The sequence below is a fragment of the Bacillus sp. UNC41MFS5 genome (assembly GCF_000686805.1).
The window spans coordinates 24,674-48,010 of sequence record NZ_KK366022.1 but is presented as its reverse complement, the minus strand read 5'-3'; the positions used below and the strand labels follow the sequence as shown (position 1 = coordinate 48,010).

At 39.8% G+C, this 23,337-nt stretch carries 27 protein-coding genes; 25 read left to right on the top strand and 2 right to left on the bottom strand.

Translation table 11 applies throughout. The annotated features are described in order from the left end of the window. Nucleotide 1 precedes the first annotated feature (1 nt). The 19 genes from cobK (at nt 2) to BR30_RS0132220 (ending at nt 16,124) form a co-directional block, all read left to right on the top strand. A complete protein-coding gene (cobK, locus tag BR30_RS0132315; protein ID WP_026568661.1) occupies nt 2-778 on the top strand; it encodes a precorrin-6A reductase in 777 nt (258 codons plus the stop codon). Next, entirely contained in the window at nt 759-1,433 is a 675-nt protein-coding gene (locus tag BR30_RS0132310) for a precorrin-8X methylmutase (RefSeq protein ID WP_026568660.1), read from the top strand. The genes cobK and BR30_RS0132310 overlap by 20 nt, the downstream gene beginning before the upstream one ends. After that, nucleotides 1,408-2,544, top strand: coding sequence for a cobalt-precorrin-5B (C(1))-methyltransferase (locus tag BR30_RS0132305; protein ID WP_026568659.1), 1,137 nt, complete (start codon nt 1,408-1,410; stop codon nt 2,542-2,544). Before BR30_RS0132310 ends, BR30_RS0132305 begins: the two co-directional genes overlap by 26 nt. Continuing rightward, a complete protein-coding gene (locus tag BR30_RS0132300) occupies nt 2,519-3,718 on the top strand; it encodes a bifunctional cobalt-precorrin-7 (C(5))-methyltransferase/cobalt-precorrin-6B (C(15))-methyltransferase (RefSeq protein ID WP_026568658.1) in 1,200 nt (399 codons plus the stop codon). The genes BR30_RS0132305 and BR30_RS0132300 overlap by 26 nt, the downstream gene beginning before the upstream one ends. Next, the gene (gene cobI, locus BR30_RS0132295) at nt 3,715-4,419 is read left to right on the top strand and encodes a precorrin-2 C(20)-methyltransferase (RefSeq protein ID WP_026568657.1); all 705 of its coding nucleotides are present in this window, start codon (nt 3,715-3,717) and stop codon (nt 4,417-4,419) included. The genes BR30_RS0132300 and cobI overlap by 4 nt, the downstream gene beginning before the upstream one ends. Further along, nucleotides 4,419-5,198 (top strand): precorrin-4 C(11)-methyltransferase, encoded by a 780-nt coding sequence (gene cobM / locus BR30_RS0132290; protein WP_026568656.1) that lies wholly within the window; start codon nt 4,419-4,421, stop codon nt 5,196-5,198. The genes cobI and cobM overlap by 1 nt, the downstream gene beginning before the upstream one ends. After that, nucleotides 5,195-6,331: a cobalt-precorrin 5A hydrolase gene (locus BR30_RS0132285; protein WP_026568655.1), complete on the top strand. Its 1,137-nt coding sequence runs from the start codon at nt 5,195-5,197 to the stop codon at nt 6,329-6,331. The genes cobM and BR30_RS0132285 overlap by 4 nt, the downstream gene beginning before the upstream one ends. After that, the gene (locus BR30_RS0132280; RefSeq protein ID WP_026568654.1) at nt 6,328-7,713 is read left to right on the top strand and encodes a cobyrinic acid a,c-diamide synthase CobB; all 1,386 of its coding nucleotides are present in this window, start codon (nt 6,328-6,330) and stop codon (nt 7,711-7,713) included. The genes BR30_RS0132285 and BR30_RS0132280 overlap by 4 nt, the downstream gene beginning before the upstream one ends. Beyond that, nucleotides 7,682-8,311, top strand: coding sequence for a precorrin-2 dehydrogenase/sirohydrochlorin ferrochelatase family protein (locus BR30_RS0132275; protein WP_026568653.1), 630 nt, complete (start codon nt 7,682-7,684; stop codon nt 8,309-8,311). The genes BR30_RS0132280 and BR30_RS0132275 overlap by 32 nt, the downstream gene beginning before the upstream one ends. After that, the gene (cobA, locus tag BR30_RS0132270) at nt 8,308-9,069 is read left to right on the top strand and encodes a uroporphyrinogen-III C-methyltransferase (RefSeq protein ID WP_026568652.1); all 762 of its coding nucleotides are present in this window, start codon (nt 8,308-8,310) and stop codon (nt 9,067-9,069) included. Before BR30_RS0132275 ends, cobA begins: the two co-directional genes overlap by 4 nt. Beyond that, entirely contained in the window at nt 9,063-9,617 is a 555-nt protein-coding gene (locus BR30_RS0132265; protein WP_026568651.1) for a nitroreductase family protein, read from the top strand. The genes cobA and BR30_RS0132265 overlap by 7 nt, the downstream gene beginning before the upstream one ends. Nucleotides 9,618-9,629: 12 nt before the next feature. Then, nucleotides 9,630-10,169 (top strand): cob(I)yrinic acid a,c-diamide adenosyltransferase, encoded by a 540-nt coding sequence (locus tag BR30_RS0132260; RefSeq protein ID WP_026568650.1) that lies wholly within the window; start codon nt 9,630-9,632, stop codon nt 10,167-10,169. A 94-nt stretch (nt 10,170-10,263) separates the two neighbouring features. Beyond that, a complete protein-coding gene (locus BR30_RS0132255; RefSeq protein WP_026568649.1) occupies nt 10,264-11,103 on the top strand; it encodes a methyltransferase domain-containing protein in 840 nt (279 codons plus the stop codon). 110 nt (nt 11,104-11,213) lie between these two features. After that, entirely contained in the window at nt 11,214-12,413 is a 1,200-nt protein-coding gene (locus BR30_RS0132250) for a CbiX/SirB N-terminal domain-containing protein (protein WP_026568648.1), read from the top strand. A 198-nt stretch (nt 12,414-12,611) separates the two neighbouring features. Next, nucleotides 12,612-14,129: a cobyric acid synthase gene (locus BR30_RS0132245; RefSeq protein WP_026568647.1), complete on the top strand. Its 1,518-nt coding sequence runs from the start codon at nt 12,612-12,614 to the stop codon at nt 14,127-14,129. Between the two features lie 64 nt (nt 14,130-14,193). After that, nucleotides 14,194-15,072: a GHMP family kinase ATP-binding protein gene (locus BR30_RS35055; RefSeq protein ID WP_051633878.1), complete on the top strand. Its 879-nt coding sequence runs from the start codon at nt 14,194-14,196 to the stop codon at nt 15,070-15,072. Nucleotides 15,073-15,293: 221 nt separating this feature from the next. After that, a complete protein-coding gene (locus BR30_RS38645; RefSeq protein ID WP_269320672.1) occupies nt 15,294-15,428 on the top strand; it encodes a hypothetical protein in 135 nt (44 codons plus the stop codon). Nucleotides 15,429-15,469: 41 nt separating this feature from the next. Next, nucleotides 15,470-15,616: a hypothetical protein gene (locus BR30_RS37195; protein ID WP_155929022.1), complete on the top strand. Its 147-nt coding sequence runs from the start codon at nt 15,470-15,472 to the stop codon at nt 15,614-15,616. 37 nt (nt 15,617-15,653) lie between these two features. Further along, nucleotides 15,654-16,124 carry a redoxin domain-containing protein gene (locus BR30_RS0132220; protein WP_231507886.1) on the top strand — a complete coding sequence of 157 codons (471 nt, stop codon included), beginning with the start codon at nt 15,654-15,656 and terminating at the stop codon, nt 16,122-16,124. Nucleotides 16,125-16,187: 63 nt separating this feature from the next. Here BR30_RS0132220 and BR30_RS0132215 read toward each other — a convergent pair whose 3' ends face one another. After that, nucleotides 16,188-16,775 (bottom strand): guanylate kinase, encoded by a 588-nt coding sequence (locus BR30_RS0132215; protein WP_026568644.1) that lies wholly within the window; start codon nt 16,773-16,775, stop codon nt 16,188-16,190. 397 nt (nt 16,776-17,172) lie between these two features. On the opposite strand from BR30_RS0132215, the gene BR30_RS0132210 reads away from it, so the two are divergent. The 6 genes from BR30_RS0132210 to BR30_RS0132185 all read left to right on the top strand — a co-directional run bounded on the left by BR30_RS0132210 (nt 17,173) and on the right by BR30_RS0132185 (nt 21,458). Further along, on the top strand, nt 17,173-17,517 hold the full coding sequence (locus BR30_RS0132210; protein ID WP_026568643.1) for a lmo0954 family membrane protein: 345 nt from the start codon (nt 17,173-17,175) through the stop codon (nt 17,515-17,517). A gap of 23 nt (nt 17,518-17,540) precedes the next feature. Beyond that, entirely contained in the window at nt 17,541-18,200 is a 660-nt protein-coding gene (locus BR30_RS0132205; protein ID WP_026568642.1) for a PspA/IM30 family protein, read from the top strand. Nucleotides 18,201-18,328: 128 nt separating this feature from the next. Further along, nucleotides 18,329-18,994 carry an LbetaH domain-containing protein gene (locus BR30_RS0132200; protein ID WP_051633877.1) on the top strand — a complete coding sequence of 222 codons (666 nt, stop codon included), beginning with the start codon at nt 18,329-18,331 and terminating at the stop codon, nt 18,992-18,994. A 208-nt stretch (nt 18,995-19,202) separates the two neighbouring features. Continuing rightward, nucleotides 19,203-19,403, top strand: coding sequence for a cold-shock protein (locus tag BR30_RS0132195; protein WP_007083691.1), 201 nt, complete (start codon nt 19,203-19,205; stop codon nt 19,401-19,403). Nucleotides 19,404-19,725: 322 nt separating this feature from the next. After that, nucleotides 19,726-20,898: a DUF3800 domain-containing protein gene (locus BR30_RS0132190; RefSeq protein WP_026568640.1), complete on the top strand. Its 1,173-nt coding sequence runs from the start codon at nt 19,726-19,728 to the stop codon at nt 20,896-20,898. Nucleotides 20,899-21,017: 119 nt separating this feature from the next. Next, a complete protein-coding gene (locus BR30_RS0132185; protein ID WP_026568639.1) occupies nt 21,018-21,458 on the top strand; it encodes an SgcJ/EcaC family oxidoreductase in 441 nt (146 codons plus the stop codon). Nucleotides 21,459-21,620: 162 nt separating this feature from the next. Here the strand turns inward: BR30_RS0132185 and BR30_RS0132180 are convergent, their stop codons facing one another. Further along, nucleotides 21,621-22,916 (bottom strand): arsenic transporter, encoded by a 1,296-nt coding sequence (locus BR30_RS0132180; RefSeq protein ID WP_035446491.1) that lies wholly within the window; start codon nt 22,914-22,916, stop codon nt 21,621-21,623. Between the last annotated feature and the right edge of the window lie 421 nt (nt 22,917-23,337).

The window sequence follows — 23,337 nt, the reverse complement described above, 5'->3', positions numbered from 1 at the left end:
CATGATTTTATTTTTAGCAGGCACAAGTGATGCGAGAGCATTAGCCATTCAATTGCAAAATCAAGGCTATCCTTTATTAGCAACAGTTGTCACAGAATCTGCAGCCGAAAGTTTAAAGGCCCACCATATTCCTTATCAAGTCGGGCGGTTATCAGTTGATGACATGATGGCGCTTATCCAGAAGCAAAAGATGACCTGTGTCATCGATGCCAGCCATCCATATGCGGAAGAAGCGTCGAAAACCGCAATGGCAGCAGCACAAGCATGTGATATTCCCTATATTCGTTATGAAAGGCCGGAAGAACAGTTTATTTCTCCACTAATTACAGAAGTTGAAAGTTATGAAGAAGCAGCTAAATTAGCTCAATCTCATAAAGGGACGATCATGCTGACAACAGGAAGCAAAACGTTGGAAATATTCACCAAATATTTAATGCGTGATGAAATTCGGCTTATTTGCAGAATGCTTCCAAATATAGGGAACATGGAAAAGTGCAATAGTTTAGGTATCAGACAAAAGGACATTATTGCGATTCAGGGACCATTTTCGGAATCTTTAAATAAAGCACTATGTGAGCAATATAATGTGACTCTAATGATTACAAAAGAAAGTGGCAAAGTGGGCTCTATTGATGAAAAAATGACAGCTGCTCTGCAATTAGGGATTCCAGTAATTTTAATAAAGCGGCCAGCGATAGAATATGAAAATTTTGGTACTTCTTTCGAAGAAGTAACTCAACTATTAGGAGGTTTTATTCATGGCAAACATGAACTTTAATACAAAATTTATTCCTTTAACGGTCGATCCAGACAAGATTTATGATCACAGTTTCGCCATTATTAAAGAAGAAATGGGCGAACATTCATTTACAGATGAACAATGGCTAGTTGTTCGGCGGGTGATTCACGCTTCAGCAGATTTTGAGTTAGGCCGCAGCATGATTTTTACACCTGATGCCATTGAGGCAGGGATTCAAACCATTTTAGCGGGCCGTCATGTAGTGGCGGATGTACAAATGATTGAAAGTGGTTCAGGTCGGAAACGATTCCAAAAACATGGCGGGGACTTACATTGTTATATTGCGGATGAAGATGTCTCAAAGGAAGCAAAGGCTCAAGGAACAACACGGGCTATTATTTCCATGCAAAAAGCAACGCGTTTACATGAAGGAGGAATTTATGCCATTGGTAATGCGCCAACCGCGCTGCTGGAGTTAATTCGTTTAATAAAAGACGGTGTGGCAAAACCGGATTTAATTATTGGAATGCCAGTCGGCTTTGTATCAGCAGCAGAGTCGAAAGCGGAGTTAGCAGTGCTGGAAGGGATTCCATTTATTACGAACGCAGGGAGAAAGGGTGGCAGTACAGTGACGGTCGCTGCACTTAATGCCATTTCGATTATGGCGGATGAACGAGCAAAAGAAACGAAATAAAAAAGATCCTTCACAAATGCGTCACGGCTACACGACAGGAGCTTGTGCAACAGCGATGACAAAGGCAGCACTGCAAGCTCTTGTCGTAGGAAAGGTACCAGATGAAGTCACGATTTATTTACCGGTTGGCCAGTATGCAACATTTAAAGTATCCGCATTTCAAGTGTCAGATGACCGGGTAATGTGTGAAACGATCAAAGATGCCGGGGACGACCCTGATGCTACGCATCAAGCACGAATTCAGAGTACCGTTTGTTATTCCAAAGAAAAAGGCATTCATTTAGATGGCGGGGTTGGTGTAGGGCGTGTGACAAAAGCTGGACTACCAGTACCAGTGGGTCAGGCAGCGATAAACCCCGTACCACGTAAAATGATATGTGGTGTTGTACAAGAAGCAATTGAGAAATATAAATTGGATTGTGGAATTGAAGTGGTCATTTCCGTACCAGATGGTGAAGAAATTGCTGAAAAAACATTGAATGGGCGGTTAGGCATAATCGGTGGAATTTCGATATTAGGTACACGAGGAACAGTTGTTCCGTTTTCAAGTTCTGCTTATATGGCAAGTATCGTACAAGCGATCAATGTAGCAAAGGAATCAGGATGTGAGCATTTAGTCATTACAACGGGTGGACGCAGTGAAAAATATGCTATGCAGCAGTATCCTCATTTACCAGAAGAAGCATTTATAGAAATGGGCGATTTTGTTGGTTTTACGTTAAAAAATATTGCACGGAAGAAGATTCCGAGAGTCTCGTTAGTAGGGATGATGGGGAAGTTCTCAAAAGTTGCCCAAGGCGTTATGATGGTTCACTCAAAAAGTGCACCGATTAGCTTTGAGTTTTTAGCAGGTATTGCCAATAAAGTGGGTGTTGATGAGGAGGCACAGCGAGAAATTTTACAGGCGAATACAGCTTCACAGGTTGGTGAAATGCTTCAGGGAAACGAGGCATTCTTTGCAGCACTTTGCAAAAACTGCTGCTACTATGCACTGAATCATATGGATACTGACATGAAAGTATCGACAACCTTGTATGCCATGAATGGAGACTGTTTAGGAAAGGCTGAGAATATTGACAAATTGGATGAAGATGATTGGTATAGGGGATAATGGCGCGGAAGGATTGCTCCCCCAATATGCTGAGTGGATCAATGAATGTGATGTGCTTGTAGGCGGGGAGCGTCATTTAAAATTTTTCCCGGAATATAAAAAAGAGAAAAGAGTAATCAAAGGTGGTTTGTCAGCGTTAATAGCTGAATTACAGCAAGAAACGCGGAATGCCGTTATTTTAGTGTCTGGTGACCCACTGTTTTATGGACTTGGCAGTTTACTTGCGAAGAAGCTTTCATTAGAGATTTATCCTTATACCAGCTCGGTACAGCTTGCTTTTTCTAAAATGCAGGAAAGCTGGCAGGATGCGTATATTGTCAGCTTGCACGGCCGTTCTATTAAAGGGTTTGCACAAAGAATTGATGGACGTAAAAAAATTGCTGTTTTAACAGACGAAACGAATTCTCCGCAGGCAATTGCAACGTATTTAAAGCGTTTTGGCATGACAGAATATGATGCCTTCGTTGCTGAAAATCTACAAGGTAAAAACGAGCGCTGTCGCTATTTCACATTGGACGAAATGGAGCAAACCTCCTTTTTTCCATTGAATGTTGTGATTTTAACACAGCGTGAGGTAGTGGAACGTTCTTCTCTTGGAATTCCGGATGATGCATTTCTTCAGCGAAAGCCAGATAAAGGATTGATTACTAAAAGAGAAATTCGGACGCTTTGTCTGCAGGAGTTAGGGATTAAGGAAAATAGCATTGTTTGGGATATAGGAACCTGCACAGGATCAGTTGCGATTGAAGCAGCGAAAATGGCTCGGGAAGGTGCCGTGTATGCAATTGAAAAAAATGAGGGTGACCTTGAAAATTGCCTGGAAAATCAATTAAAACATCGTACAGATTTTGTTGCAGTGCTGGGGAAGGCACCTGACCGTCTGGATGAATTTCCAGATCCGCATGCGATTTTTATTGGCGGTAACGGTGGAAATATGGAGCATTTATTGCAAACATGTATTTCACGCTTACAGCCAAATGGACGCCTTGTTATGAATATTGCAACGATCGAAAATCTGGCAGAAGCGCTGCAGCATCTAAAAGTATTAGGCTGTGAAGTATCGATATTACAGGCACAAATTTCAAAAAGTAAGCCAATCTTAAATTTAACACGTTTTGAACCGTTAAATCCAATCTATATAGTGACAGCAAAGAAAGAGGGAAAAGAATCATGAGAATGGGAACCTTATTTGGATTAGGTGTTGGGCCGGGAGATCCAGAATTAATCACAGTAAAAGCATTTCGCAGATTGCAGGAAAGCCCAGTCATAGCTTATCCCAAAAAATTAAAGGGCAGTAAATCTTATGCCCATCGTATTGTTGAAGTGTATATTAACCCGGCAGAAAAAGAGATGCTTGGTTTGGTATTCCCTATGACAAAAGATGAAGATACCCTGCGTACTGAGTGGACAAAATCAGTGGAAGCTATTTATAGCTTTTTAGTTCAAGGAAAAGATGTAGCTTTTGTAACTGAAGGGGATCCGATGCTGTTTAGCACATTTATACATTTAATGAATTTAATGAAATCGATGTACCCTGATGTTCTGATTGAAACGGTAGCAGGCATTTCGTCGTTTAATGGTTCTGTTAATCGCTTAGGGATTGCATTGGCTGATGGTGATGACCATGTCGCCATGATTCCTGCTACGGAGGACATGGAAGAAATGCGCCGAGTAATTGAAAACCACGATGCAATCGTCTTTATCAAAGTAGCAAAAGTTATAGACGCAATGCTCGATCTACTGAAGGAAATGAATTTATTAGAAAAAGCACATGTCGTTACAAAAGTTACATCTGATGAAGAGGTAATTTGGAAGATCAATGAACTACGGGGTGCAGAATTAAATTACTTATCATGTATGGTGGTGCGCAAATAATGAAGAAAATTTGGATTATTGGAGCAGGTCCGGGAGATCCGGATTTAATCACGGTGAAAGGTTTAAAGCTATTAAAAGAAGCGGATGTTGTGATGTATACTGATTCACTCGTAAGCGAAACGTTAGTAGCGGAAGCGAAGGAGTCGGCAGAAATTATCCGCACAGCAGGGATGCATCTGCAGGAAATGGTGGATTGTATTATCGAGCGTGTCAATGCAGGCAAAAAGGTTGTACGTTTACATACAGGCGACCCGGCGATGTACGGGGCAACGATGGAGCAAGTGGCACTTTTGAAGCAGCATGAGATTGGCTATGAAGTTGTACCAGGTGTAAGTTCTGTTTTTGCATCTGCAGCAGCTGTTGGGGCAGAGCTGACGATTCCTGATTTAACCCAAACGCTTATTTTAACACGGGCTGAAGGACGCACCCCTGTGCCTGAACGTGAAAAATTACAGGCACTGGCAAGCCATCACTGTACGATTGCTATGTTTTTGAGTGCGACATTAACAAAGAAAATAACGAAAGAATTGCAGGCAGCGGGATGGGCAGACGATACACCAGTTGCGGTTGTACAACGTGCTTCGTGGCCAGACCAAAAAATTGTGCGGACAACATTGTCTGAATTAGATGAAGCAATGCGTGTCAATGGCATTCGCAAGCATGCGATGATTCTAGCAGGCTGGGCATTAGACCCGCATATCCATGAAAAAAATTATCGTTCGAAGCTTTATGACAAAGCCTTTACTCATGGCTTCCGCAAAGGTGTGACGGGCGAATGATTAGTTTACGTGAAGGGGAAATTCCTGTAATAGAAAAGCGCAAACCCTATGCCCTCGTTGCTATAACGAAACATGGGGTGGAACATGCAAGAAGCTATGTGGAAAAATTTCCATATGTGGACCTTTATTATATGAAGAAATTCGAGCAGGGCGACGAAGAAACGCGCCGAATTCAGTTATTTGATGGTACGGTTCGCCTAATATTGCCCGCTTTGTTCCAGCAGTATAAAGGAATCATTTGCATCATTTCCCTCGGTGCTGTCGTTCGCATGATTGCTCCGCTTTTGATTGATAAAAAGAAAGATCCTGCAGTGTTAGTGGTGGATGATAAAGGTCAGTATGTCGTCAGCGTATTATCGGGGCATATTGGCGGTGCCAATGCCTTAACTCATGAATTTGCAAAAGCGATTGGTGCTGCACCAGTTGTAACAACAGCTTCAGATGTTCAAAAAACAATTCCCGTGGATTTATTTGGCGCCCAATTTGGGTGGATGTGGGATAGTGAAGAAAAATTAACACCTGTTAGTGCATCGGTTGTCAATGAAGAGCATGTTGCGATCGTGCAGGAAACGGGTGAAAAAAATTGGTGGATGTACGATCGCTCAATGCCTGACAATTTAAAAATTTATCCAACAATAGATGACGCGATCATGGCAAAGCCACAAGCGGCACTACTTATTACAGATCGGTTAATTGAGGAACATGAAGAAGTGCTACTCGAGAACGGAGTTGTGTATCGTCCAAAATCAATTGTACTTGGCATTGGCTGTAATCGTGGTACGGCAATGGCAGAAATTGAACAAGTCATAGATGAAACATTAGCTGAGCTGTGTTTAAGTAAAAAAAGTGTCAAAGCAGTTGCGACCATCGACTTAAAGAAAAACGAAATAGGCCTGCTTGAATTAACTGCTAAACATAATTGGCCGTTTGTAACTTACACACCTGACCAGCTAAATGAAATACCGATGCAAAATCCATCGGAAACAGTCTTTAAATATACAGGTGCCTATGGGGTCAGTGAGCCTGCCGCATTGCATTATGCGAATGCGAAAGAGTTACTGCTGGAGAAAAAGAAAAGCGGAAATGTGACTATATCTATTGCACGTGTCAACTTTGAGGAGGAAGTACGATGAATCGATTTGTACTAGCCGGTACAGGAAGCGGCGTTGGAAAAACAACTTTCACAATCGGCATCATGCGTTCGCTTATGAAGCGTGGATTAACAGTCCAGGGCTTTAAATGCGGCCCAGACTATATTGACCCAACGTATCATACAGCTGTCACACAACGCCCTTCTCGTAATATTGATAGTTTCATGATGTCCCATGATACAGTTCGTGCCATTGTCGCAAGAGCGAGTCAAGATGCAGATGCAGCTGTTATTGAAGGAGTGATGGGCTTTTATGATGGCAAATCTCCATTATCAAATGAAGGATCTGCTGCTCATATTAGTGAGATTACAAAAAGCCCTGTCATATTAATTGTCAATGCAGCAAGTATGGCAAGAAGTGCGGCTGCGATTGTCAAAGGATTTCAAATGTTAGATGAAAGCTCCAATATTGTTGGTGTTATTGCCAATCAATTAGGAAGTAAAAGCCATTTTGAAATTGTCAAGGCAGCAGTTGAACAAGAATGTGGAATTCCTGTCATTGGCTATCTGCCAAAAGGAGCTGTCCCTTTGATGCCAAGCCGTCATCTGGGTTTAGTGCCAGCCATTGAACGTGGTGATTTAGATTCATATTTTGATAGTCTTGCAGAAGCAATCGAAGAAACAGTGGATATTGAACAACTGCTGGAAATTACAAAAACACAATCATTGGACGTATCTGAATCTATCTTTGATGCTCAGCCGCAAATAGAAGAAATACATATTGCAGTTGCAAAGGATGCCGCCTTTAACTTTTATTATGAAGAAAATCTAGAATTACTCCGTACATATGGTGCTACATTACATTACTTCTCTCCATTACAAAATGAAGAAGTTCCAGAAAAAGCTCAGGGGCTGTATATCGGCGGCGGTTTCCCAGAAGAGTTTGCTGAAGTATTGGCGAAAAATGAGGAAACGAAGCAATCAATAAGAGCCGCGCTTGAGAGAGGGGTGCCAACATTAGCGGAATGCGGCGGTTTTATGTATTTAACAGAGGAAATGGTGAATCGTCAAGGACAGGTATTCCCGATGCTCGGGATCATTCCAGGACGTGTGCGGATGCAAGATAAATTAGCGGCACTTGGATACCGGGAAATTACAGGTGTTCCAGGCAACTTTCTAATCAATGAAGGGGAGCAGGCAAAAGGGCATGAGTTCCATTACTCAACGTATGAGGGGGAGCATACATCACCAGCTTATTTTAGTAAAGGCCGTTTTCGTGCTCAGCAGGAAGGTTATCTACATAAAAATATTGTTGCTGGATATACACACTTTCATTTTGCTTCGAATCCACAGCTTGTGAAAAATTGGCTGACAGCATGTTTGGAGGTAAACAATGAATTATTTCCCACTATTAATGAATATTGACTATAAAAAGGTTGTTATTGTTGGGGGCGGACATGTAGCTCGTCAAAAGGTAGAAGCTCTGCTGCCAACAAAGGCACTAGTGACAGTGATAAGCCCAGCTGTAACCGAAAAATTGCAGCACTACATCAATGAAGGGCTTGTGACATGGAAAGAAAAAGCATTTGTACCGGCTGATTTAGATGATGCAGCACTGATTTTCGCCGTTACAAATGACGAAGAGGTAAATAATGCAGTGGAAGAAGCGGCACAGCATTGGCAATTACTCAGCCGTGCGGATGCAAAGGGACGTGTTGATTTCATCAATCCAGCAGTCGTTCGCCGTGGTGATTTCTTATTGACTGTATCGACGTCTGGAGCAAGTCCAGGTCTGACACGTAAAGTAAAGACGGATTTAGAAGAGCAATTTGGAGTACATTACGCGCAGTATGTTTCATTTTTAAAGGAAGCGCGTCAGCGAATTTTACAAGTGTTTACGGGCGATGCGAAAAAACAGCTATTAGCAGAGCTCCTGAATCCACAGTTATTACAATGGATGGAGCAAGGTGAAAAACAAAAATGTGAAGCGTGGCTGCAGCAGCGTATAGGAGAAAAACGGTGAGTGGATTTGTATATATTGTAGGAGCTGGCCCTGGTGACCCAAAACTATTGACGATTCGTGGATTAGAGTGCATTCAGCAAGCAGATGTGATTTTATATGACCGTCTGGTGAATGCTGAATTATTAAAACATGCGAAAGCAGACGCCGAGCTGATTTATTGTGGAAAAGAACCAGGAAGGCATGGACTGATTCAGGATGAAATTCATCGTGTGTTAGTGGAAAAAGCCAATCTTGGCAAGCAGGTTCTCCGCTTAAAAGGCGGTGACCCATTTGTTTTTGGACGTGGTGCAGAAGAGGCCGCGATGTTACGGCAAGCCGATATTCCATTTGAAATCGTGCCGGGTATTACAGCGGGGATTGCTGCGCCAGCTTATGCAGGGATTCCTGTAACACATCGTGATCATGCTGCAAGCTTTGCGATTGTTACAGGTCATGGGCGCCCGGAAAAGGAGCATGACTTTTTAAATTGGTCCGCGCTTGCTCAAATTGATACGGTGGCCTTTTATATGAGCATTGGCAATATCGAGCATATTACGAAAAGCTTAATATCCTATGGCAAAAGTGAAGCAACCCCTGTTGCCGTCATTGAATGGGGCACAACCAAAAATCAGCGTACGATTACAGGCCATCTCTCTACGATTGCACAAGATATTCAAATCCATCGTATCTCTAATCCATCCATGATTTTAGTTGGCGAGGTAGTTAGTGTACGGGATCAAATTGCCTGGTTTATAGAAAAGGAGCATGAATTATGTTAGATGCATTTAAAAAGCGTCGTGCGATTCGCCAATTTGAAACGCGCGAAGTGGAACATGACAAAATTGAGACGTTATTAGAAGCTGCAACGTTTGCACCAAATGACCGAATGCGTGAGCCCTGGCATTTCTATGTATTACAGGGTGACAGCTTAAAACGTTATGAGCAGGTGGCGCTCGATTATTTACAAAAACGTTTCCCAACAAAACCACATTTAGTGGAAAGCTCAATGGAAGCCATCACAAAAACACCGCTTGTCATTGTGGTGACATCTGCCATTGTCGAAGGTGATGAAGGTGCAACCAAAGATAATACCTTTGCAGTCAGCTGTGCGATTATGTCGATGTGGTTAATGGCCGAACAGCAGGGTTTAGGCATGGTATGGCGTACACGCGGTGTTGGCTTGGTGCATGATACAGCATTACATGATTTTATCGGTGCATCGGATGGAGAGCAATTAGTAGGGACGTTATGCATTGGTTACCCTGCAGAAGAAATCACTTCCGCGAAAAAGCGTACACCATTTGCAGAAAAAACAACTTGGCTATAGGGAGGTTTGTACATGGCACGACAGGGGATGCTGTTAGTTTATACAGGAGAAGGCAAAGGAAAAACAACTGCTTCACTTGGTGTTGTATTACGCGCAATTGGCCGCGGGATGAAGGTGAAATACTTTCAATTTATTAAATCACCTGATCGTACATATGGTGAACAAATTGCCCTGCGAAAACTTGGTGTTGAAACAGTGCAATTAGGTGTCGGTTTTACATGGACGAAAACACCGGAGGAGCATCGCGAAGCACTTGCGAAAGCCTGGCAGGCTGTAAAAGAAGAGCTAAATGATGAAACAACAGATGTTTTAGTGCTGGATGAGTTGAATAATGCGTTAGCCATCACACGTTTTCCAATCGATGATGTATTGCCATTACAAGAGGTGTTAGCGGCCATACAAAACCGTCCTACAACGATGCACCTTGTCATCACAGGCCGTTCTGCACATCCATCTCTACTAGGTTTAGCTGATTTAGTGTCAACGATTGATGCCACAAAACATTATTATGCGGAACAGGATGTCAAAGCGATGATGGGGCTTGAGTTTTAAGCAGCCAGAACGCCATGTTTAAATCACTAACTGGCACCCAATTCACCAGAGATGGATTGTCCATTTATGTTGTCGAGATTGAGGAGAAAATTCAATGATAAAAGGTTCCCCTTTACAATTTGATTTTGAAAAGCTGTGGAAAGCAGGCATGTTAGACTGGCATGGCAAGATGCCAGAAAGAATGATTGATGATGTGCTGGAAGAAGCATATTGGGCTCAGTCCATGAAGAAAAAAACATACAAGCAAACAGATAACTATGCAAAAAAAATTTACGAAAACATGAAACAACATATCCCCCAAAATTCAACTTGTATTGAAATTGGGCCGGGATGGGGCAACTATACCTTCCAACTCCGTCAAGATGTTAAAAGTTTAAAATTAGTAGATGGTTCTGAAAGTGTGCTTTCTTATTTAAAACTATACTTTGAAAACGATTCAAATGTTCAGTTCATTCATAGTAAATGGGAAGAAGCACAAATGGAGCAGCATGATGTTGTTATTGGGGTGAACTGCTTTTATCGGATGTATGAAATGAATGCGGCGCTGAAAAAAATGAACAGTCTTGCCAAGAAGCGCGCCATCATTGGTTTAACAACAGGACCTATTCAACCGCATTACGTTATTTTAGATGAGCAGTTTGGCTATGACATTAAACATCCTCGCCGTGATTATATTACCATCTTAAATATGCTGTATCAGTTAGGGATTTATGCAAATTGTGAAATGCTTAAGCTGGAGCGTGAGTATCGTTATGATACATTGCAGCAATTATATGAAGCACAAAGCAAAAAAATCTTATCACCTCGGTTTGATATGGCAGATGTGAAAGCATCACTCGAACGCTTTATAGCAATGGAGGATGGCCAGCATGTATACCGTTACCCATTCTATGCGGCGATCATTAGTTGGGAGCCAATGAAGTTACATGACTAAGTTTCGTTTTGACTATTGACATTACTAATTGGGGCTTTAATCGGGGGAACTGTTGATATAACAAATAGACATAGTGGTTAAAAAATGATGGGAGAGGGGGAGGTCACTTTATGACAACATGGAATTTAACGCAAATGCAGCGTCACTTACTCATTTGCAATGGGGCAACCTGTATGGGAGCAGGAGCTGAGGAGGTCACGCAGCAAATTCGAGACGAAATCCGGAAAAACCGTTTAGATGAGCATATTCATACATCGCGTACACGATGTAACGGCCGCTGTAAAGATAAATGCGTCGTAATTGATTACCCAAAAGGGACATGGTATTCGGTTCAAAATGAAGAAACTGCACGTGATGTTGTTCATGAAGGAGTTAAAGAAGATGCGATTATATATTCAATGGAGCACGGTGTGCGGAAACGCAGCGAAGATCGCATAAAAGGAATTGAAAAATACAAGAAAGGTAATGGACCGATGAAAAAAGCTGTATTATTTGTTGGACATGGCAGCAGGCTTGAGGCAGGGAATATAGAAGTTCGCGAATTTGTCGGGCAAATGAAAGAATACATTGATCCAGCCCTTTTAGTAGAAACATGTTTTTTAGAATTTGCATCACCAAATATTGAGGATGGGATTCAGTTGTGTGTTGAAAAAGGTGCAGATGAAATCCATGTAATTCCCATCATATTATTACATGCAGGACACTCAAAACTGCACATTCCTGCAGAGATAGAACATGCTAAAGAGCATTTCCCAGATGTTCGATTTACTTATGGCCAAACGATAGGTGTTCATGAGGAAGTTTTTGAAATTTTAAGAACAAGACTTGCTGAAGCAGGTTTTGATGTAGATCAAAAGCATGAGGATACGGCCATTTTATTAATTGGACGTGGCGGCAGCGATCCATATGCTAATGGTGATTTTTATAAAATCAGCAGATTATTGTGGGAGAAATTAAATGTACCTATTGTTGAAAGTGCCTTTATGGGGGTAACGACGCCAACTGTGGAGGATGGGATGGAACGGTGCATTAAATTAGGCGCAAAAAAAATCATCATGCTGCCGTATTTTTTATTTACGGGAATTTTAATGGAAAGAATGAATAAAATGGCCGAACAATTTAAAGCGTCTTTCCCGCATATATCAATTGATATTGCTCAGTATTTTGGCTATCATCCAAAGCTAAGAACGGTACTCTTAGATCGTATGAATCAGGCCTTAAACGGTACTTCGACTGGAATGCAAGATTTAGAAAATTTCCGTAAATATGCGGAAGAACATGGGTATGAACATCATCATCACCATAATTAGAGGATAGACAACCGGATTTTGTTTTATAGTCCGGTTTTTCTTTGTATTATGGTTTTTGTTTGCCAAGAAAAGTGCGAGTGGCATACGGCAACGAGTTCCATCAACCTAGTATGTGACCCATGACAAGACATATTGGGGGAGTTAATGGTGCCCTGGTGGTCGGAAATTAAATCAAGAAATGTAAGGAGAACAAAGAAGATGGCTAAGGCTCTTAAATTGATGTTTCAAGGTACCAATTCGGATGTCGGCAAAAGTGTCGTCGTGACGGCCTTTTGCCGTATATTCGCCCAGGACGGATATAAAACGGTTCCTTTTAAGTCACAAAATATGGCGTTAAACTCTTATATCACAGTGGATGGAAAAGAAATAGGAAGAGCACAAGGGGTCCAGGCTGAAGCAGCAGGGATTCAGGCGACAACTGATATGAATCCGATTCTGCTCAAGCCGAATCGGGATAACCAATCCCAAATTGTGGTCCATGGAAAACCGTATAAAAATCTGGAAGCCAGTGCGTATCGCAAGGAATTCTTTCAAACGGGTATTGAGCTTATTAAAGAATCGCTTGCTGTTCTATCAGAAAAGTATGAACGGATTGTCATTGAAGGGGCGGGCAGTCCTGCCGAGATTAATCTGAATGACAGGGAAATGGTCAATATGCGGGTCGCAAGAATGGCTGGCGCCCCTGTGATTTTGATTGGGGATATCGAAAAAGGCGGAGTTTTTGCCAGTTTAGTAGGAACCCTTCAGCTCATGGACCCTAATGACCGTGACCGAATCATCGGCGTCATCATCAATAAATTCCGCGGTGATATACGGCTTTTGGAATCTGGATTAACATGGTTTGAGGAATATACAGGAAAACCGGTTCTGGGAGTGATTCCTTATGTGGAGAATTTAAACATCGATGCCGAGGATTCCGTGATATTAAATCAATATACATCGGTCCGAAATACCGAAAAAGAACTTGATATTGCGGTGATTCAGTATCCGAAAATCTCCAATTTCACCGATGTCGATCCTTTTTTTGCCGAACCTGATTGCCATGTCCGGTTTATTACAAGAGCAGACCAATTACACAGCCCAGATTTAGTGATTCTTCCTGGGAGCAAGAATACGATCGAAGATTTGCTGTTTTTAAGAAAAAGTGGTATCGCCGAGAAAATCGTGGAATTGCAGCAAATGAACGAATCCCTTCTATTTGGAATCTGCGGCGGCTATCAAATGCTCGGTGAAAAAATCGAGGATCCATTTGCCATTGAGTCACTTCACCAAGAAATCGAAGGTCTCCGCTTACTGCCCATCAGGACGACCATTACAAAAGACAAGACAACCGTGTCATCAAACGGACTCTTACACCTTAACGGCAAACATTTCAACGTGTCAGGTTATGAGATTCATATGGGAGAAACGGGGACGACCCGAGATTCCCGGGGACTAATTGATACACAAGGCCGAATAGATGGCTGTAAAACCGCAGATGAAAGAATCATTGGTACTTACTTTCATGGGATTTTTCATAATGATGAATTTCGTAAGGAGCTGCTGAATCAGATTCGTCAAGGAAAAGGATTGGAGCCGATTCATCAGCGTGTATCCTTCAACCAATTGCGTGAAGAAGCATTTGATCTGTTAGCGGATCATGTAAGGTCGCACGTAAAGCTTGATTTGATTGAACAAAAAATGAAGGAATTCCCAAAAAGTCGGATTAGCCAATGAAGGGTGTCCAAACAGTTATCACTTCCTGGTTGGTTGAACTGTGGATGAAATAGGAGCTTTCACAATGAAAATAGGTAAGGGAAGTTGTAATGGAACATTTGGAGAACTTGTTCAAGGGATAATAGACGAACGGCCTTTTTTAATTACTTTTCCAATCCAAAGTTTAAGAAGTGAGGCCATCTTCATCCCAGATCCAACTTCATCAGAAATAACAGGTGTGAATTCAAAGGTAAAAGCAATTAAAGCTGGAGAATTGTTATTACATCAGTTTGGTTTGAAGGGGGGCGGCAAACTAAACATTCGTTCAAATATTCCAGAGGGCAAAGGGATGGCAAGTAGTTCTGCAGATATTGTAGCATCTATGAAAGCAATTGCTCATAGTTACTCGCTCCCCCTAACGAAAGATTTGATCTCTTCAATAGCCGCTAAGATTGAGCCAACAGATGGTGTTATGTATGATGAGGTTGTAGCTTATGATTATATACACGGTAATCTTATTGAAAGCTTTGGAGTTTTACCGCCATTCATCCTTGTAGGGATAGACCTCGGGGGAGCCGTAAATACAATTGAATTTAATCAATTTAAAAAAGCATATGATCGATATGATCAACAGCTATTTTCAGAAGCATATCATTGGGTCAGAGAAGGGTTCAGTAAAAACGAGTTTTCTCTTATTTGTAAGGCAACAACGATTAGTGCACGAGTGAATCAAAAAATATTAACAAAACCTTATTTTTTGGAAATGGAAAAATTAGCACATGCATTTCAAGGCGGAATTGTTGTTGCTCACAGTGGAACAGTGGTGGGAATTTTAATAGACAAAAATAGGCTGAATAGTAACGAGATTGTTTTCCAATTATCAAAGCATTTGTCACTTCTTTTCAAGAACCTGAAAAAAAAACCTTTCTATTATTCCGATGTTGAAAATGTCAAAACATTTTAATACCCTGAAAAAACCTTAATTAATAAGGCTTTAGCACGTGTAGGCACCGTTCCAATTTCGTGCCGGTTTCATGCCGGATTGAATTTATTTTGCATTTTAAGCTATTTCAAGAAATGGCTATATATCAAGGTTTGTAGGACTTTTATTATAAATTATTTCGTACCGTTTTAAACATTTTTAATTAGGTTCATAATAAAACTAAACTAAAAGGAGGGAACAGCATGGACCAAAAATACAATACAGGCGACGATGCTACTATTGAATTAAAAAAGGCGTTAAACAAAAGCCAGCCCAGAAGTAATCCGAATATGAGTGAAGCCGAGCAGAAACTGAAATTTACAAATAAGAAAAGCTAAGTGAGTTAATTGCGGTCATCAATAGGAGAGGAGGTGAGACAATGCCGAAGAATAATCCAATTGAATATTCCGGGAAAGTTCTAGACCAAAGAAATGATCTTACCGGTCCAGATGAAGGAAAGGGTACCTATCCAGAACGGCCAAAGCATGTACCGATTCAGGACCCAACTAGCAAAAAAGGGAAATAAATGAGTTCAGGAACCACTAAAAGAGGAGGGAGATGTCATGGTAGGTTCATTAAAGATCGGGGACGTCGCCCCAGACTTTTCTTTATCGGCGACGACAAAGGAAAAGATTGCTTTGTCTGATTATCGCGGACAGAAAAACATCGTCGTTGCCTTTTATGGGATGGACTTTACACCAGGCTGAATTAAGGAAATTTCCTCTTGGAAAGAGGATTACAAGAGATTTGAGCAATTAGATGCTGAAGTACTTGGGATTAGTGTGGACCATATCCACTCTCATAGAGTTTTTGCAGCGAGTATGGGAACCCTGCCGTACCCATTATTATCCGATTGGTTTAAAGAAACGGTAAAAAGTTACTATGTTTTAAACGAAAAAGGCGGAACAGCGATTCGTTCAGTTTTCTTGGTAGATAAAACTGGCGTGATAACCTACATAAATACCTCATTTAAAGCAGACAAAAAAGAAGATTATGAAGCCGTATTTAATGAAATTGAAAAATTAACAAGCTGATAATCTCTGATTAAAAAAAGGTGTCAGGCACCAATCGAGTGCCTGACACCTTTTTTCTATCTATTAGTCAGTAACTATAATATCTCTTTCAAGAAAATCTTCAATGACTTCACTGACTTGAAAGGAAATCTGCGGCGAATCATAATTGTCAAAGGCATGTTCACAGCTATTTTTATAGTTCATGGTTTCATCATAATGAGCCATGTGGCGGGCAATGTCTTGATCATTATCTTGTCGTTCCTTTTGTCTCTCAATAACCGTATCGCGGTCGGCATAGATGAAAAAGCGCATGACACGATCACCATACATCTGTTTTAATTTTTCAGTTCCTTCGGGATTTAATGTGAGGTATACGAGGTTGTGGGATTCGAATGCTTTAACAATGTCCTCTTCGCGAATGCCATAATGGATACCATCGATTTCAACGCATTCAAGAAATTCCTGATTTTCTTCCATCTTTTTGAATGTGTCCTCATTAATAAAATGGTAGTCTTCCCCATTCTTTTCATAGTGACGAGGGGAGCGAGTCGTGTAGGAGATGACTGTCTCCATATCAAAAGCGGTCGCTACCATTTTGGCAACCGTTTTTCTACCTGAACCATCTGGGCCTGTGTAAATGAATAGCTTTTCTTTATTCTTGATTTTATACATAGATAACCTCCTGAAATGGATTATATAAAAAAGAATCTACCAATTGGCAAATGCTTTTTAGTATTACACCATAATATGGTCAGACTGGAATATTTTAATTATATCAAAAAGCTGAGGAAAGAAAAGTTTGACTCTTCAATTTTTTAAAAGACAATGCTTTAGTACTAAAATACAAAGAAAATCAAAAATAGCTCACACTCACTTCCAAGGTCAAGTTAGAGTGGGCTTTTTTTGTACCACTAAATGTAGTCCGTTATCAGCTACGTCTTAAGTCGTAGTGAAAAATCAAGCTAAAGCGCAATTATGAAACAACCTGAAAAAAGGTAAGATGAAGTCAAGATAAAGTTATGATAAGGCTCAGTGATCAAATTAAATGAAACAAAGGAGGAAAAATAGCATGAAAAAATTTGGTTTACTTTTAGTAGGCGGGATTGCTGCATTTATTTTACTAAAAACTATTGGTCCGATGGTGGGGTTACTTGTCAGTCTAGCGATTCTTTACTTCATTTATAAACAGTTTTTGAAGGCGGAATCTACAGGGTGGAAAATTGGGTTAATCATCATCGGCTTAATTGTTTTATCAGCAACCATCCACCATATCCCGGCACTTATCGGGGTAGGTGCAGCTTATGTACTATTTCTTGTTTATAGACAATGGAATAAAAATAAAAAGCCACCAGTGAACAAGGAGTCCGACCCATTTGAAAATTTTGATAAACAATGGAATGAATTAAAAAAATAATAATTGCAAAGGGGAAAATGAATATGGCCAACTTATTGACTAAAATTAAAGATCTCATTATTGCAGATTTGAATGAAACTCGTCAACACAAGGAAAAACAAAGTCCAATCGCTTTGCTTAATCAATATCTTCGTGAGTGTGAACAAGAGACAGAGAAAGTTGGTAAACTAGTCGAACGTCAAGCAAGTTTGAAGGAAGAATTTACGCGAGAATATCATCAGGCAACAGAGCGAGCGGAAAAAAGGAAGTACCAAGCAGACATTGCTTCCAACGCTGGTGAATCAGAACTCTACCAATTTGCCTCTGCAGAGCATCAGCAATATGCTGAACGTGCAGAGCGTCTGAAGACATCGCTTGCACAAGTTTCGGAGCAGTTAAGTGAATTAGAAAGAAAGCACGATGAAATGAAACATAAGTTAAAGGATATGCATCTGCGCCGGATGGAATTAATGGGTAGGGAAAATGTCACACGGGCTAATCTCAAAATAAATCAGGTTTCAGAATCAAATTCCTACTCGGACCAATTTTCATCCAAGTTTAAGGATATCGAAAACTATCTGGAACGTTTAGAACAAAAAGTGAACCAATCCTTTTTCCACAGCACAATTGATGCACGGATGGAGCAGTTAGAGAAAGAAATGGGTAAGCAGGTCGAACAATCTGTGAAACTAACAAAAGAATAACATGAAAAAGGCAGTGATTTGGGAATCACTGCCTTTTTGATGATTCTATGACTGCTATTTGGAATGAATCTTGAAAACTTACGTATAAGTAGTATGAATAATTCAATGATTAGAAAGGGGAATTTATCTTGTGGAATTATTCCAATAATGTAAATGGTCCTTTTAATATCTATTGTTACTTTGTCGGAGCGAATCCGCCAACGTCCGTCAATCCAACCCCTATTTTTCCAAAAATAAATAAAACTGTCTATTTAAGTCCATTCACCTATATTGTCGGCGATGTTACGATCAGAAAAAATACGTTTGTCGCTCCTTTTGTCAGTATCCGTGCAGATGAAGGGACGCCATTCTATATTGGAAACAACTGTAATCTTCAAGACGGAGTAATCTTTCATGGGTTAAAAAACAAACATATGGAGATTAACCAAAAGATATACTCGATTTATTTGGGGGACGAGGTATCTTGTGCCCATGGGGCGCTTATTCATGGCCCTTGCCAGATTGATCAAAAAGTATTTATTGGTTTTAAGGCAATTGTCTATAACGCACAAGTCGGAGAGGGTAGTTTTATTGCTTCCGGAGCCCTTGTTACCGGTGGGGTGACACTTAAGCCGGGCAGCTTCGTTCCACCAGGAGCGCATATTGATTCGCAGAAAAAGGCGGATTCCTTATCACAAGTTCCCAAAAATGAAGTAGAGTTTGCCAAAGAGGTTCAACGGGTGAATCAAGAATTCCCTTCTGCCTATTCCATTGTTTTTGGAAAAAATCGGTGCACATGTGGTTTATCGTATTGATCATATTTAAAATCGTGTTGGATTAAAATTGTACCCTCCAAGTGAATCTTTCGTGTGGAAGGTTTGCATTAATAGGCGGTCTCTGTTATAGTAAGGAAGAATTATTTTTGTTTGTCGGTAGGATAATAAGTGCTAAACTTTCTGTCTTGAAGATCTGAGCAAGGATAGTAACACAATGTGTGCAAAGCACACGAGGAGGAAACAACAAATGGAACAAGGTAAAGTGAAATGGTTTAATGCAGAAAAAGGATTCGGATTCATCGAACGTGAAGCAGGAGACGACGTATTCGTACACTTCTCAGCTATCCAAAGCGAAGGTTTCAAATCTTTAGACGAAGGTCAAGCTGTAACATTTGAAGTAGAGCAAGGTCAACGTGGACCCCAAGCTACTAACGTTCGCAAAGCATAATAAGAACCAATAGATAAAAAGACTCTTTTGTAGAGTCTTTTTTTTGTGTGTCCAATAAAACATAAAAAACCCTACTCGGCAGTCGAGTAGGGCGGGTATTAGAATAACGTAAAGCAAATGGTATACAGAGTATAGCACACAATCATAGTAATCCCTAATCTTTTTTATAAAGTTATATTTTCCCATTCCCCCACATACTAATCCCAAGATCACTTTTAACCATATTATTCTTCAATTTTTAAAGGAAAAATTAACTATTTAAAGGTTTTCGAGCCTATTTTGTTGAATTAAAAAGGTAAGAATTTAGGAGTGAGGTGGGAAAATGAACGATATCCAATTTGCGTTTATCGACGAATCAGGAGATTATAGTTTTGATTTTGAAAATAATGAAGTCTCAACCCACTTTATTATCGTGGCTATTCTAGCAAAAGAGTCTAATAAAGAATGGTTAGAACAGGAAGTTGAGCAGGTTCGACAAAAATATTTTTCAACCGAAGTTATGCAATCAGACAAAATCGACAACCCCCATCTAAGAATTCAACTATTAAATGAACTGAAGGATCTTCCGTTTAATATCTATGCCTACGTCGTCGACAAAAGAAAAATTAGAGAAGATTGTGGAATCACGTTTGAAAAGACGTTTATTAAATACATGAATCGGTTGATATATGATGACTTAAAACGAACCTTTGATCAGCTCGATCTTGTTTTGGTTGAACTGGGATCGAAAGAATTCATGACCGAATTTAAAAACTATATCACCGAAAAAAGTATTCCCGATTTATTCAATTACTCCACCTTTGGATTTAACAACAGCTCATCTGAGATCCTCCTCCAATTGGCAAATATAATCGCTGGGACGATTGCGAAAGGATATGATCAAACCCAGTACTCGGAACATTATCCGCATTTTAATAAAATCATCAAAAAGAAAATCATCGCAATGAATTTATGGCCGCAAAACTATAAAAATTATTTACATGATTACATATCAAGGAATCAGGACTCGGAGTTTGATGAGGTTATTTTTCAACAATCGGTGAATTTAACCCTTCATTACCTAGAGAAAAATAAAAACAGTGAAGACTTGGATGAGAAAATCAGGATTGATTTGCTCAAGTTTCTATTATTTAATCTACGAGAAAATCCGAGTGAATATGTTTTCACACAAGAAATTCTTGATAATCTAAATGCCATCCGGGTGAACAAAATCAATCACCATTACTTCAGGTCGAACATCGTTTCCAAGCTCCGCGATAGCGGCTTGTTAATTGCCAGCAGTAATAAGGGCTATAAGCTGCCGGTTTGTTTAACAGACATATATGATTTTGTTAATTTATCCAGCCTTACGATTCATCCAATGATTCAAAGAATATCTAAGTGTCGAAATCAAATTCTCCTGGCCACGAACAATGAGATTGATATTCTCGCTAACAATGAATATGAATATCTTAAAAAAATAATTGAGATGGAAAAATTAGTGGTTACGGAATAAAGGATCAGTCCTGGTTCATTTGGGTCTGACCTTTTTTTTGAGGTCGGGCTGGCCCGAAAGTTGAAATTATGCTCAGGTTTGAATTACGATAATATAAAAGAAATGAGAGGAGTAAAATGATGGAATCAAAAGATGTACAAGCAATTTATAAAAAGCTATTAGATGCATGGAATGAACGCAGTGCTGAGGGCATGGCAGCCTTATTTACAGACGATGGCGAGAGTATCGGATTTGATGGATCTCAATCAATTGGCAAACAAGAAATTTTTTCGCACCTGAAGCCAATCTTTGATCACCATCCTACCGCAAGATTTGTTAGTAAAGTGAAGGAAGTCCGTTTTTTAAGTGCCGAGATAGCCCTTTTACGAGCCATTGCAGGAATGGTGCCTCCGGGGCAATCGGATATTAACCCGAACGTGAACACCCTTCATACACTGATTGTTGTAAAAAGGGAAGGGGATTGGCAAATACAATTGTTTCAAAATACTCCTGCTCAGTTTCATGGCCGACCTGAATTAGTGGAAGAGATGACAGAAGAGTTGAGAGAATTATTAAAATGATAGGCTCCATTGGACACAACCCGAATAAGATACTTTTTTAAGTGTACATTATTCGGGTAATCGCTCAATTGTTTTGGAGAGTAACACATAATTCTCAATCTGGAGCGAGGTGGGATAAGTTTGACGATAACACTTTGAGAACAAGTCCATATTGACAATTCCTTATTTGAAGATAAACCATACATTCCAGAAATATAAAGCTACTAAGCTTGTAATCAATCCAATTGGTATAACGAGTACAGCGACTTTAATATACTGCCCCCACGTAAATCTAATTCTATTGCTTTTTAAAATGTACATCCATATTAAAGTGGCAAGAGTTCCTACAGGGGTTATTAATGAACCAATATCACTGCCAAGCACATTTGCCAGATAAGATAGTTGTAATGTATGCAGGTCTAGCCCCATACTAGTGAGTGATAATGTACCGATCATCACAGCAGGTAAATTATTAAATACATTTGACAAAAACGTTAATAATATACCCATTGTTAGACTAGCATTTAAATAACTACTTTCTACAAGGGGTTGAAGGTGTTTTACTAATAAGGATGTTAATCCAACATTCTGAAGACCGTATACTAAAACATACATACTAAAAGCAAAAATGAGTATATGCCACGGGGTTTTACTTATGACATCTTTTACTCCTTTTCCTGCTTTATACCACCTAATCATAATAAGTAAAATGGCCCCTGCTAATGCTATCCACTCCATAGGAATACCAAATGGTGTTAAGATAAAGAAACTGGCTCTTACTGCTACAACAATGACCATACATACCCTAAACATCCACCAATCCATCTTTATATTTATTTGCATCGTAAGCGGATCAGTGAAGTTTTGATCAATCTTTTTGGGAATATCCTTCTTATAGTACAAATAAAGCAAGCTTGCAATTGTTACAATACCAATCATAGATGGTACGAACATCATTTCTATATAGCTGTTTAAATCTATCCCAACAATTTTCAATGCAATTAAATTTGATATATTACTAATTGCAATCGGGGCACTGGAAGCGGTTGCAATTAATGCTCCTGAGAGTAAATAGGGAATTCTTTGATGGGGTTTAAGGTTGAGGTAATTTGTCATATGAATTATTATCGGTGTAGTAATTAATATACTTCCATCATTATTAAAAAAGATAGTCGTTAAAAAACAAATTAGGTTTACAAATATATAAAGTAAAGTTCCTGAACCCTTTGCTTTTTTAACTAAATTGAATGCAACCCAATTAAAAAAACCAATGCTTTCTAATACAATAGACATAATAATCGTTGATAAAATGGTAATAGACGCTCCACTAACAATATCGAGGATTTTATAAATATCATCTAAAGGCACAATTCCTAAAAAAATAGTAATCGCTGCTCCAATAGCTGTGGGGATCGATTCATTGAGCCCTTTAGGTCGCCAAATTATTAAACTAATTACTGATAAAAAAATGATAAACATGAGGATCAATTCTAAGTTAAATATCTTGTTTCACCCCAAGGTTTATTTGGGAACCTTTCATGTCGTCGTTTATCCTCGCTTGTTTTGCTGAATTACTATACTTTGTCGATGGAACCAAGAAAATGTAGAAAAAAACCCCTAATAGCAAAACAATCAATGTAAACCCTCCCACAAATGAAAATTATTAAATATATGCCAGAAGACATCCAATTAGGCTAGTGATGTATGGAGGGTGATTTTATTGCTGGCAAAAAGATAAACTTTGCCACCAACTTATCACCAGTTATCACCTATTCTCTCCAGTTTAGCAATTAGTCGTTTTTCTTCTTTCCTTTTGGAGAACCAGGGCCTTTCTTATTGGCTTGATTATTTTGAGATTGAGAGTCTTCTCCATCGGCTTGAGATTGAGAGTCTTCTCCAT